The 11,729-nt window shown below is 66.8% G+C and carries 11 protein-coding genes; 9 read left to right on the top strand and 2 right to left on the bottom strand.

From position 1 onward, the window contains the following. Positions 1–7 precede the first annotated feature (7 nt). Both ACN22W_RS14795 and ACN22W_RS14790 read right to left on the bottom strand, forming a co-directional pair. Complete coding sequence (locus ACN22W_RS14795; RefSeq protein WP_419685260.1) at positions 8–1,555, bottom strand: sensor histidine kinase N-terminal domain-containing protein; 1,548 nt, start codon at positions 1,553–1,555, stop codon at positions 8–10. 17 nt (positions 1,556–1,572) lie between these two features. Beyond that, entirely contained in the window at positions 1,573–2,301 is a 729-nt protein-coding gene (locus tag ACN22W_RS14790) for a response regulator transcription factor (RefSeq protein WP_129512882.1), read from the bottom strand. 190 nt (positions 2,302–2,491) lie between these two features. On the opposite strand from ACN22W_RS14790, the gene recA reads away from it, so the two are divergent. From recA to ACN22W_RS14745, 9 genes are all read left to right on the top strand, one after another. After that, positions 2,492–3,562, top strand: a complete 1,071-nt coding sequence (gene recA, locus ACN22W_RS14785) for a recombinase RecA (protein ID WP_048242666.1) — start codon at positions 2,492–2,494, stop codon at positions 3,560–3,562. Continuing rightward, positions 3,562–4,419, top strand: a complete 858-nt coding sequence (gene recX, locus ACN22W_RS14780; protein ID WP_419685258.1) for a recombination regulator RecX — start codon at positions 3,562–3,564, stop codon at positions 4,417–4,419. The genes recA and recX overlap by 1 nt, the downstream gene beginning before the upstream one ends. Positions 4,420–4,565: 146 nt before the next feature. Further along, the gene (locus tag ACN22W_RS14775; protein ID WP_129512880.1) at positions 4,566–5,174 is read left to right on the top strand and encodes a DUF2889 domain-containing protein; all 609 of its coding nucleotides are present in this window, start codon (positions 4,566–4,568) and stop codon (positions 5,172–5,174) included. Positions 5,175–5,242: 68 nt separating this feature from the next. Then, the gene (gene sucC / locus ACN22W_RS14770; RefSeq protein WP_048242663.1) at positions 5,243–6,409 is read left to right on the top strand and encodes an ADP-forming succinate--CoA ligase subunit beta; all 1,167 of its coding nucleotides are present in this window, start codon (positions 5,243–5,245) and stop codon (positions 6,407–6,409) included. Between the two features lie 67 nt (positions 6,410–6,476). Beyond that, positions 6,477–7,358, top strand: coding sequence for a succinate--CoA ligase subunit alpha (gene sucD / locus ACN22W_RS14765; RefSeq protein WP_010090788.1), 882 nt, complete (start codon positions 6,477–6,479; stop codon positions 7,356–7,358). A gap of 157 nt (positions 7,359–7,515) precedes the next feature. Continuing rightward, the gene (locus ACN22W_RS14760; RefSeq protein ID WP_412023095.1) at positions 7,516–8,220 is read left to right on the top strand and encodes a TerC family protein; all 705 of its coding nucleotides are present in this window, start codon (positions 7,516–7,518) and stop codon (positions 8,218–8,220) included. A gap of 97 nt (positions 8,221–8,317) precedes the next feature. Then, positions 8,318–8,914 carry a pilin gene (locus tag ACN22W_RS14755; RefSeq protein ID WP_419685254.1) on the top strand — a complete coding sequence of 199 codons (597 nt, stop codon included), beginning with the start codon at positions 8,318–8,320 and terminating at the stop codon, positions 8,912–8,914. Between the two features lie 156 nt (positions 8,915–9,070). Further along, the gene (locus ACN22W_RS14750; protein ID WP_419685252.1) at positions 9,071–10,849 is read left to right on the top strand and encodes a PglL family O-oligosaccharyltransferase; all 1,779 of its coding nucleotides are present in this window, start codon (positions 9,071–9,073) and stop codon (positions 10,847–10,849) included. Between the two features lie 425 nt (positions 10,850–11,274). Next, entirely contained in the window at positions 11,275–11,625 is a 351-nt protein-coding gene (locus tag ACN22W_RS14745; protein WP_089461591.1) for a TonB family protein, read from the top strand. The last annotated feature ends 104 nt before the right edge of the window (positions 11,626–11,729 follow it).

The following is an 11,729-nucleotide window of genomic DNA, read 5'->3' as shown; positions in this document are numbered from 1 at the left end:
ATCAGGGTTAATCCGGGGCGGTTTCGGCCAGCGGCAGGCTGATGCGCACGAGCGTGCCGGCGAGGCGCGGTTCGTGCTGGTAGACGTGATCGTCGAGCGTCAGCGTGCCGCCGTGCTGCGTGGCGATCTCGCGCACGATCGCGAGCCCGAGGCCGCTGCCGTCGCCTTCGCGGCCGAGGATCCGGTAGAAGCGCTCGACGACGCGCTCGCGTTCGGCGGCGGGGATGCCGGGGCCGGTGTCCTCGACTTCGAGATGCACGAACCGCGTCGTCGGGTCGGCGTGCACGCGCACCGTGATGCGGCCGCCCTCCGGCGTGTAGCGGATCGCGTTGTCGACCAGGTTGCCGAGCATCTCGCGCAGCATCACCGGATTGCCGTCGACGTCGAGCGGCGTGTCGTCCGGTGGGCCTTCGTAGCCGAGATCCATCCGTTTCGCGAGCGCGGCCTGCACCCAGTCGCGCACCGTGCGCCGCGCGAGCGCGGCGATCTCGACCGGCTCGAACGTGAGCCCGCTCGCGCGGTTCTCGGCGCGCGCGAGCGCAAGCAGTTGCGTGACGAGCCGCGCGGCCTGCTCGGAGCTCGTCGCGATCTGCTCGAGCGAGCGTTGCACGTCGGGCGGAACCGGGTGGCGCAGCGCGAACTCGGCCTGCGTGCGCAGGCCCGCGAGCGGCGTCTTCATCTGGTGCGCGGCGTCGGCGATGAAGCGCTTTTGCAGCGCCATGTTCTGTTCGAGACGCGCGAGCAGGTCGTTGAACGACGTGACGAGCGGCTCGATCTCGGGCGGCGCGCGCTGCGCCTCGACGGGCGACAGGTCGTCGGGCCGCCGCGCACGGATGTGCGCCTGCAGCGCGTTGAGCGGCGCGAGCCCGCGCGACAGCCCGAACCAGACGAGCAGGATCGCGAGCGGCAGGATCACGAACTGCGGCAGGATCACGCCCTTGATGATGTCGTTCGCGAGCGCGTTGCGCTTGTCGAGCGTTTCGCCGACCTGCACGAGCACGGGCTGCGTGCCGCTCGATTGCGGCAGCTCGACCGTCGTATACGCGACGCGTACGTCGTTGCCGCGCAGCAGGTCGTCGCGAAACACGACGACGCCCGGCGGCGGGCGATCCTCGTCGCGCGGCAGCGGCATGTCGGCTTCGCCCGCGACCAGCTCGCCGCGCGTGCCGAGCACCTGGAAGTAAACGCTGTCGACGTTGTCCGCGCGCAGGAAGTCACGCGTCTGCTCCGGCAGCGTCAGCTCGGCGACGCCGTTCACCGGGTGGATCTGCCGCGCGAGCACGTAGGCGTTGGTCTCGAGCGTGCGGTCGAACGGGCTGTTCGCGATCGTCTTCGCGACGAGGTAGGTGACGGCGATGCTCATCGGCCACAGCAGCAGCAGCGGCGCGAGCATCCAGTCGAGGATTTCGCCGAACAGCGAGCGCGGGCGCGGGGCCTCGGGCGTATCGGTTTCGTCGGGCGGCGCGAACGGGTTCTCGTAGCGTGCGTCGCGCGCGTCGTCGGCGGCTGATGACGGCGCGCCGGTCGGGGGGCGGGAATGGGCCGGCGTGGCCATCGCGGCGACGCCCGGCTTCAGCGCAGCGGCGTGCCGGCCACCGCGGGCTGGGGCGCTGTCGTGCCGGCCGGCGCGGCGGGCGCGGCTTTCTCGAGGCAATAGCCGAGGCCGCGCACGGTCGAGATCCGTACGCCGCTCGGTTCGATCTTCTTGCGCAGCCGGTGCACGTAGACTTCGATCGCGTTGTTGCTGACTTCCTCGCCCCATTCGCACAGATGGTCGACGAGCTGCTCCTTCGACACGAGCCGGCCGATCCGCTGCAGCAGCACCTCGAGCAGGCCGAGTTCGCGCGCGGAGAGATCGAGCACGTGATCGTTCGCATACGCGATGCGGCCGACCTGGTCGAACGCGAGCGAGCCGTGCCGGACGACGGTCGGGCCGCCGCCCGCGCCGCGCCGGGTCAGCGCGCGCACGCGCGCCTCGAGCTCGTTGAGCGCGAACGGCTTGGCCATGTAGTCGTCGGCGCCGAGGTCGAGCCCCTTCACGCGCTCGTCGACGCTGTCGGCGGCGGTCAGGATCAGCACGGGGAGGTTGGAATTGCGGGCGCGCAGGCGCTTGAGCACGTCGAGCCCGGACATTTTAGGCAGCCCGAGATCGAGGATCAGCAGGTCGAATGTCTGCATCGACAGCGCCGTATCGGCGTCGACGCCGCTCTTCACGTGGTCGACGGCATAGCCCGATTGGCGGAGTGACCGGGTGAGGCCGTCCGCGAGTATGCTGTCGTCTTCGGCGATGAGAATTCGCATGTTGCTGACCGATGGCCGGCAAGGTGTTCGCGCCGGCGCGGTTGTCTCCGAAGTTATTTGTGTACAACGCAGCCTGCATTGCGGGCTTGCATAAAACACTGTTTTTTTATACAGTGTCTGCATTCGTGGGCGGCGCTTGAAAGCGGGCGCGCCTTTAACAGACGCTGCTCATCATAGCAAAGGACGATTCATGGAAGAAAGCAAGAAAGGCTCCGGGATGACCGCCGAGAAGAGCAAGGCGCTGGCGGCCGCACTCGCGCAGATCGAGAAGCAGTTCGGCAAAGGGTCGATCATGCGCATGGGCGACGGCGAGGCGGCCGAAGACATCCAGGTCGTCTCCACGGGTTCGCTGGGGCTTGACATCGCGCTTGGCGTCGGCGGCCTGCCGCGCGGCCGGGTGGTCGAGATCTACGGCCCGGAATCGTCCGGTAAAACCACGCTCACGCTGCAGGTCATCGCCGAACTGCAGAAGATCGGCGGCACGGCCGCGTTCATCGACGCTGAACACGCGCTCGACGTTCAATATGCGTCGAAGCTCGGCGTGAACGTGCCGGAACTGCTGATCTCGCAGCCGGACACCGGCGAGCAGGCACTGGAAATCACCGATGCGCTGGTGCGCTCGGGCTCGGTCGACATGATCGTCATCGACTCGGTCGCGGCGCTCGTGCCGAAGGCCGAAATCGAAGGCGAGATGGGCGATTCGCTGCCGGGCCTGCAGGCTCGCCTGATGTCGCAGGCGCTGCGCAAGCTGACCGGCACGATCAAGCGCACGAACTGCCTGGTGATCTTCATCAACCAGATTCGCATGAAGATCGGCGTGATGTTCGGCAACCCGGAAACCACGACGGGCGGCAACGCGCTGAAGTTCTATGCGTCGGTGCGTCTCGACATCCGCCGGATCGGCTCGATCAAGAAGAACGACGAGGTGATCGGCAACGAAACCCGCGTGAAGGTCGTCAAGAACAAGGTGTCGCCGCCGTTCCGCGAAGCGATCTTCGACATCCTGTATGGCGAGGGCATTTCGCGTCAGGGCGAGATCATCGATCTCGGCGTGCAGGCGAAGATCGTCGACAAGGCGGGCGCCTGGTACAGCTACAACGGCGAGAAGATCGGCCAGGGCAAGGACAACGCGCGTGAATTCCTTCGCGAGAATCCGGAAATCGCACGCGAGATCGAAAACCGCATCCGCGAATCGCTCGGCGTCGTCGCAATGCCTGATGGCGCAAGCAACGAAGCCGAGGCGGTGGACGAAGAAGAGTGATGGTCGCGCGCCGAGGTCAGGCTGGCGAGCCGGAGGAGAGCGACATGCCCGAAACGGCGGGTCGCTCCGGCCGGCGAGCCGGATCCTCGGGCGCCGATCAGCGGGTCGCAGGCAGCCATGCCGCGAACCGCACCGCGACGAGGGCATCCGACGATGCCCTCGTTTCGTTTGAGATTGCCGCGCCGGACGATCCGTTCGACGACGATGAATCGTTCGACGCACACGACCGGCCCCGCCGCCGCGTGTCCGGTGTCAGCTTCCCGGGTGAGCGCGCATCCGACGCGTCCGCGCCCGCCACGGAAGACGTCTATACGCGCAGCAGCCAGCATCCGCGCCGCACGCGCCGTGGGTCCGGCGCTTCTTCTGGCGACGATTCGGGCGCGGGAGAGCGCAAGTCGTCGAAGCCGCCGCGTTCGTTGAAAGGCCGTGCGCTCGGTTATCTGTCGAGGCGTGAATACAGCCGCACGGAACTCGCGCGCAAGCTCGCGCCGTACGTCGGCGAAGACGAATCCGTCGAGCCGGTGTTGGATGCGCTGGAAAAGGACGGTTGGCTGTCCGACGCGCGCTTTGCCGAGAGTCTCGTGCATCGCCGTGCGTCGCGCGTCGGCGTCGCGCGCATCGTCAGCGAGCTGAAGCGCCATGCGGTCGGCGACGTCCTCGTCGAGGAGGTGAACGCGCAGCTGCGCGAGACCGAATGGGCCCGTGCGCAGGCAGTCTGGCGCAAGAAATTCGGTGCACTGCCGCAAACGCCAGCCGAGCGTGCGAAGCAGGCACGCTTTCTCGCCGCACGCGGCTTCTCGAGCGCGACCATCGTGAAGTTGCTGAAGGTGGGCGACGATTTCCCGATCGACGACTGACCCGGCCGGTCGCGTGCGCGGCGCGCGATTTTGCTGCAATGCAACCGCTTCCGGACAGGCGGGAATACCCGCCGTCGCGTCAAACTGTCTCAAATACCCAATATGCTAAAATCCATGGGTTTTCCTCTTCGGCCTCAACCTCCAGCATGCCGCTATCCGAGCCCGTGCCCCGTCAGTTGCGACATCAACGCGCAATCCGAGCGGAAGCTTACGAGCGCGGCGACGGCTTGTGGGACATTGAAGCCTGCCTGACCGACCACAAGCCGCGCGATGTCGCGCTTGCGTCGGGCATCCGGCCCCAGGGCCTGCCGATCCACGAACTCTGGCTGCGCGTGACTATCGATCGTGAACTCAATGTCGTCGACGCCGAAGCGTCTTCGGAATGGGTGCCGTATCCCGGTCAGTGTCAATCCGCCCCTCCCGCCTATCGGGCCCTCATCGGGCTCAATCTTTTCCGCCACTTCCGCCGCGATGCGAACCGACTGCTGTCGGGTGTTGCAGGCTGCTCCCATCTCACCGAACTGTGCGCCGTGCTGCCGACGGCAGCGATCCAGGCGTTCGCCGGTGACGTATGGAACGTGCGCGAAGAGGGTGGTGAAGGGCCGGATCACGACGGCGCGCACGACGAACCGCCGTTCCAGCTCGGCCGCTGCCGGGCGCTGCGGTTCGACGGCGAGGTCGTGCGGCAGTTCTATCCGCGCTGGTATGGCGCGGAACGGCCGGGCGTGCCCGTAGACGGCAGCACGAAGGAATGAACGGAAATCATTCGAAGAAGCGTCTTAAGCGACTTTTCATCCAACTCTCAGACTGAAGGGAATCACGCATGAAGATTCACGAGTACCAGGGTAAGGAAATCCTGCGGAAATTCGGAGTCGCGGTACCGCGCGGCAAGCCGGCGTTCTCGGTTGACGAGGCCGTCAAGGTGGCGGAAGAGCTGGGCGGCCCGGTTTGGGTCGTGAAGGCTCAGATTCACGCGGGTGGCCGTGGCAAGGGCGGCGGCGTGAAGGTGGCGAAGTCGATCGAGCAGGTTCGCGAATACGCGAACCAGATCCTCGGCATGCAGCTCGTCACGCACCAGACCGGTCCGGAAGGCCAGAAGGTCAACCGTCTGATGGTCGAAGAAGGCGCCGACATCAAGCAGGAACTGTATGTCAGCCTCGTCGTTGATCGCGTGACGCAAAAGATCGTTCTGATGGGTTCGAGCGAAGGCGGCATGGACATCGAGGAAGTTGCCGAAAAGCACCCGGAACTGATCCACAAGGTCATCGTCGAGCCGTCGACCGGCCTGCTGGACGCCCAGGCTGACGACCTCGCCGCGAAGATCGGCGTGCCGGCTGCCTCGATTCCGCAAGCACGTGCGATCCTGCAAGGCCTGTACAAGGCATTCTGGGAAACCGACGCGTCGCTGGCCGAAATCAACCCGCTGAACGTCTCCGGCGACGGCAAGGTCATCGCACTCGACGCGAAGTTCAACTTCGACTCGAACGCGCTGTTCCGTCATCCGGAAATCGTCGCGTACCGCGATCTGGACGAAGAAGATCCGGCTGAAATCGAAGCGTCGAAGTTCGACCTCGCGTACATCTCGCTCGACGGCAACATCGGTTGTCTCGTGAACGGCGCAGGCCTGGCGATGGCGACGATGGACACCATCAAGCTGTTCGGCGGCGAGCCGGCGAACTTCCTGGACGTCGGCGGTGGCGCGACGACCGAGAAGGTCACGGAAGCGTTCAAGCTGATGCTGAAGAACCCGGACCTGAAGGCGATCCTCGTGAACATCTTCGGCGGCATCATGCGCTGCGACGTGATCGCGGAAGGCGTGATCGCCGGTTCGAAGGCCGTGAACCTGAAGGTGCCGCTCGTCGTGCGCATGAAGGGCACGAACGAGGACCTCGGCAAGAAGATGCTGGCCGACTCGGGCCTGCCGATCATCTCGGCGGACAGCATGGAAGAAGCTGCGCAGAAGGTCGTCGCGGCTGCCGAAGGCAAGTAAGCGCGCTATTGAACACGCATGGCGGCGCGGCTTGCACGCGACGCCAATCGAACAGAGGTCAAAATACATGTCGATTCTGATCAACAAGGACACGAAGGTCATCACGCAGGGCATTACCGGCAAAACCGGTCAGTTCCATACGCGCGCCTGCCGTGAATACGCAAACGGCCGCGAAGCATTCGTCGCGGGCGTGAACCCGAAGAAGGCCGGCGAAGATTTCGAAGGCATTCCGATCTACGCAAGCGTCAAGGAAGCGAAGGCAGAAACCGGCGCGACCGTGTCGGTCATCTACGTTCCGCCGGCAGGCGCAGCTGCTGCGATCTGGGAAGCGGTCGAAGCCGATCTGGATCTCGCGATCTGCATCACGGAAGGCATTCCCGTCCGCGACATGATCGAAGTGAAGGACCGCATGCGTCGCGAAGGCCGCAAGACGCTGCTGCTCGGGCCGAACTGCCCGGGCACGATCACGCCGGACGAACTGAAGATCGGCATCATGCCGGGTCACATCCACCGCAAGGGACGCATCGGCGTCGTGTCGCGTTCGGGCACGCTGACGTATGAAGCCGTTGCGCAGCTGACGGCACTCGGCCTCGGCCAGTCGTCGGCAGTCGGTATCGGCGGCGACCCGATCAACGGTCTGAAGCACATCGACGTGATGAAGATGTTCAACGACGATCCGGATACGGATGCGGTCGTGATGATCGGCGAAATCGGTGGTCCGGACGAAGCCAACGCCGCTCAGTGGATCAAGGACAACATGAAGAAGCCGGTCGTCGGCTTCATCGCGGGTGTCACGGCGCCCCCGGGCAAGCGCATGGGCCACGCCGGCGCGCTGATCTCGGGCGGTGCGGATACGGCCGAAGCGAAGCTGGAAATCATGGAAGCGTGCGGCATCACCGTCACGCGCAACCCGTCGGAAATGGGCCGTCTGCTGAAGAAGGCGCTGTAATATTTCCACGTGGGTTCGTCCTGCAGAAAACGCCGGCTTTGCCGGCGTTTTTTGTTATGCTCGCGCAATGAATTCGTAAGCACCGGGCATGCGTCACGCATGTGCCGGCGATGAACCGGGCCGCCCGCCGGGCGGCCAAGCCCTGCACATCTTCCCCATGCTCGAATTCCTCGCGTCGCTGCACTGGGGCGCCGTTCTCCAGATCGTCATCATCGATATCCTGCTCGGCGGCGACAACGCGGTCGTGATCGCGCTCGCCTGCCGCAACCTGCCGGCGAGCCAGCGGCTGCGCGGCGTCGTCTGGGGCACCGCCGGGGCGATCCTGCTGCGCGTCGCGCTGATCACCTTCGCGGTCGCGCTGCTCGACGTACCGTTCCTGAAGATCGGCGGCGGGCTGCTGCTGCTGTGGATCGGCGTCAAGCTGATGGCGCCGGCCGCCGACGCGCACGATCACATCAAGCCGGCCGACCGGCTGTGGGACGCCGTGAAGACGATCGTGATCGCCGATGCGGTGATGAGCCTCGACAACGTGATCGCCATCGCAGGCGCGGCCGAGCAGGCTGATCCGTCGCATCGGATGGCGCTCGTGATCTTCGGGCTCGTCGTCAGCGTGCCGATCATCGTGTGGGGCAGCACGCTGGTGCTGAAACTGCTCGACCGCTTCCCCATCGTCGTGACGCTCGGCGCCGCGCTGCTCGGCTGGATCGCGGGCGGGCTGATCGTGAACGACCCGGTCGGCGACCGCTGGCCGGTGCTCGATACGGCACCCGCGATCTACGGCGCGAGCATGGCCGGCGCACTGTTCGTCGTGGCGGCCGGCTACGCGCTCAGGCGGCGCCGCGGCGCACCGCACGCGCACTGACACTGGCCGTCCGGCCGACTGTCGGGTTCGCGGCCCGCTGGCTACGATCGAGACGCCTGCCTTTACCGGCAGGCGTTTTTCGTTTCCGGAGCCTGCCATGTTCGAAGCCTTTTCCGTTTCCCTGTTCTGTCGCGTGGCCGCCGATCTGCGGCGCGCGAACCGGCCGTCGCCACGCTGGCGGCCGGCCGGCTTCACGCTGATCGAGTTGATGATCGTGCTGGCGATCGTCGGCGTGATCGCGGCCTATGCGATTCCCGCGTACCAGGATTACCTTGCGCGCTCGCGCGTCGGCGAGGGGCTCGCGCTCGCGTCGTCCGCGCGGCTCGCGGTCGCCGACAACGCGGCGAGCGGCGCGAGCCTCGACGGCGGCTACAGTCCGCCGGCCGCGACCCGCAACGTCGAATCCGTTGCGATCGACGGCGAAACCGGCCAGATCACGGTCGCGTTCACCACCCGCGTTGCCGCAACCGGCACGAATACGCTGGTGCTCGTGCCGTCCGCGCCCGACAAGGCCGACACGCCCACCGCGCGCGTGCCGCTCAAAAAGGGCGCGCTGCAAGCCGGCACGATCGCGTGGGAGTGCTTCGCCGCGGGCAAGGATGCGTCGTCACTGCCGGCGCCGGGGGCCGGGCCGTTGCCGGGCGACGCCGCGACGCTGCCTGCGAAATACGCACCGGCCGAATGCCGCGCGTAGCGCCGGCGGGGGCGCCGTGCGGCGGCGCGCGCGGCATGCCGGCCGCCGCTTCGGCCGGCCGGGGCGGTCGCGCCGCAACCGGTCGCGGCGCGACCGCCCCGCACAGAGAGGGGAAAGTTTTGTATAGTGCGCCGGTTGCTGACATCCGGTTCGCTCATGCCTTCTACTTTTTCCCGTTCGTTGTCGCTCGTTGCGCTGGCTGTCGCCTTGATCGTGCCGTATGCGATCACGAATCACACGTATCCGATCCCGACCTTCTATTCCGAGTTTTCCGCGCTGGTGCTGTATCTGCTGGTGGGGCTGTCGGTCGTGCTGCTCGTGCGCACGGGCCGCCCGGCCGAGCCGTTTGCCGCGCCGGCCGCGTTCGTCGTGCCGCTCGGGTTCGCCGTGGTGCTCATCGCGCAGGTCGCGCTGATCCCGCTCAAGGTGCCGTCGATGAACTGGCTGGCGCTCGGCTATCTCGCCGCCGCGCTGGTCGCGATGCAGGCCGGCTACGCGCTCGCTCGCGACGGGTTGGCCGAAGCCGTTTCGCGGATGATGGCCGGTGCGCTGCTCGTCGGTGGCGTGTTCGCGGTCGGCACCCAGATCGTGCAGATGTTCCACCTCGAGTGGGCTGTGTCGCCGTTCGTCGTGATGTACAACGTCGCGGTCGATCGACGTCCGTACGGCAACATGGCGCAGGCGAACCATCTGGCCACCTACATCGCGTTCGCGCTCGCGGGCGCGCTGTATCTCGTGCAGACGCGCCGGCTCGCGGTGTGGGCGTGGCTCGCGCTGTCGCTCGTGCTGTCGGTCGGTCTCGCGCTGACGGTGTCGCGCGGGCCGTGGCTGCAGGTCGCGGTGATGGTCGTCGCGGGCTTCTGGATGGCGTGGCTCGAATCGCGCCGCGCGCCGGGCAATACGCGCGCGTGGCTGATTCCGGTCGTGCTCGCGGTTGCGTTCATCGCGGTGAACGTCGCGGTGCGCTGGGCCAACGTGCACTATCACCTGAATCTCGCGGAATCGGCGGCCGACCGGATGCGCGACGCGGGGCAGATCGCGCCGCGCCTCGCGCTGTGGAAGTACGGGCTCGCGATGTTCCGCGAGCATCCGCTGCTCGGCGTCGGCTGGGGCGAGTTCCCGTCGCACCAGTTTGCGCTCGTGCGCACGCTCGGCGGCGTCGAGATCGCGAACAACTCGCACGACATCTTTATCGACCTGCTCGCGAAGTCCGGCCTGATCGGCCTCGGCGTGCTCGTCGTCACGCTCGTGATGTGGTTCGTGCGGGCGCTGCGCGCGCCGCAGTCGAGCATGCGAGTGTTCGGTTTCGCGCTGATCGGCATCCTGCTGATGCATGCGCTCGTCGAGTATCCGCAGCAGTACATGTTCTTCCTGCTGCCGGCGATGTTCGTGATCGGTCTGCTCGACGTGAAGCCGCTGCGTTTCCTGCCGGGCCGCGCGGCATTCGGGCTGTTCGCGGTGCTGTCGTTCGGCGGCGTGCTGGCGGCGGTGCCGGTGCTGCGCGACTACCAGCGTGCGGAAGTGCTGTATTACGGCAGCGATCCGGCCGCGCAGTACCGCGACGCGCCGTCGCTGCTGTTCGGCGCGTGGGGCGATTACGGGGCGGCCACGCTGCTCGCGATTTCGCCGGAAGACTTGCCGGCCAAGCTCGCCGCGCATGAACGCGCGATCGCGCTGCTGCCCGGCGAGACGGTGCTGCGTCGTTATGCGGCGCTGCAGGCGCTGGACGGCCGCGAAGCCGACGCGCTCGATACCGTCGCGCGCCTGCATGTGTTTGCGAAGGAGCTGAAGGACTGGCCGCAACAACTTGCGTCGCTGTACAAGCTGTGCGACCAGCAGCCGGCGCTGAAGGCGTTCAAGGCGGCCGTCGTCGCGAAGTACGGGGAAGTGCCGGCCGATGCGGCCGACGATTCGGACGACGACGATTCGGATTGACGCGCGCAGCGCCGGGACGGGAAATACCGGCGTTTGCCGCGTCGCGATGCGGCCGGCGCGAACCCGGCCAATCCGGCCCGGTATCGATTACCTCGCGGATTGCGTGGATTCCGGCCGCATGCGCTGTGATTCGCGTCAACCATTGTCAAATCGCCGCCGCTGACCGGGGCGCGCGTGCACAATGCGCGAAAGTGCTCGCGTGCCGGCCCGCGTGGAGCACGGGGCCGGCGTGAAGCCGGGCAACATCCCGGTTTTCCGGGAAACCCGCCAAGCAGGATCGCGGCCGAGATCGATCGGCCGTGCGGCCGTAACGGGGCGCCGGTCCGATGGCCGCGGCGCGGTGCGACGCGCGCGATGCGGCCGGGTGAAATCTTCCGGTGTGCGGCGCGTGCGTCCAGAACAGTGCTGAAGAACGATATTCGACCATGGCTATTCGCTCGACCTACCTGATCCTGCCCGCCGTCGCGATGCTGTTTTCCGGCTGCGCGATGCTGACGTCGTCGCAGGAAAGCAAGCTGACCTGCCACATTCCGCGTGCCGTCTATCCGGACACCGCGAAGCCGCTCACGCGCCCGGCGACCGTGCTCGTGCGCGCGCTGATGACGACGTCCGGTGAAGCGCAGAACGTCACCGTGACGACCAGCAGCCGCAATGCGGCGGCCGATCGCGCGGCCGTCGACGCGATGACGCACGCGACCTGCGTGCAGACGGGCGCAACCGCGAACCCGTTCCTGCTGACTCAACCGTTCGTGTTCGAGCCGCAACGCGGCCAGTGACGCGCGCACGGCGTGCGCTGCGTGCGGCTTGCCGTCCGGTTTCGCTTCCGGCCGGCCGCGCCATTTCGCGCGGCCGTCGAAAGTCGATACGCGCGGCCATCGCG

Source organism: Burkholderia theae (assembly GCF_048565265.1).
Taxonomy (GTDB): domain Bacteria; phylum Pseudomonadota; class Gammaproteobacteria; order Burkholderiales; family Burkholderiaceae; genus Burkholderia; species Burkholderia theae.
The sequence above is the reverse complement of the archived record's forward strand: the minus strand, read 5'-3'. Positions and strand labels throughout refer to the sequence as shown.

Coding starts and splice junctions, on each gene's coding strand:
- ACN22W_RS14795 (WP_419685260.1), bottom strand. CDS start 1,555: ATGGCCACGCCGGCCCATTCCCGCCCCCCGACCGGCGCGCCGTCATCA.
- ACN22W_RS14790 (WP_129512882.1), bottom strand. CDS start 2,301: ATGCGAATTCTCATCGCCGAAGACGACAGCATACTCGCGGACGGCCTC.
- recA (WP_048242666.1), top strand. CDS start 2,492: ATGGAAGAAAGCAAGAAAGGCTCCGGGATGACCGCCGAGAAGAGCAAG.
- recX (WP_419685258.1), top strand. CDS start 3,562: ATGGTCGCGCGCCGAGGTCAGGCTGGCGAGCCGGAGGAGAGCGACATG.
- ACN22W_RS14775 (WP_129512880.1), top strand. CDS start 4,566: ATGCCGCTATCCGAGCCCGTGCCCCGTCAGTTGCGACATCAACGCGCA.
- sucC (WP_048242663.1), top strand. CDS start 5,243: ATGAAGATTCACGAGTACCAGGGTAAGGAAATCCTGCGGAAATTCGGA.
- sucD (WP_010090788.1), top strand. CDS start 6,477: ATGTCGATTCTGATCAACAAGGACACGAAGGTCATCACGCAGGGCATT.
- ACN22W_RS14760 (WP_412023095.1), top strand. CDS start 7,516: ATGCTCGAATTCCTCGCGTCGCTGCACTGGGGCGCCGTTCTCCAGATC.
- ACN22W_RS14755 (WP_419685254.1), top strand. CDS start 8,318: ATGTTCGAAGCCTTTTCCGTTTCCCTGTTCTGTCGCGTGGCCGCCGAT.
- ACN22W_RS14750 (WP_419685252.1), top strand. CDS start 9,071: ATGCCTTCTACTTTTTCCCGTTCGTTGTCGCTCGTTGCGCTGGCTGTC.
- ACN22W_RS14745 (WP_089461591.1), top strand. CDS start 11,275: ATGGCTATTCGCTCGACCTACCTGATCCTGCCCGCCGTCGCGATGCTG.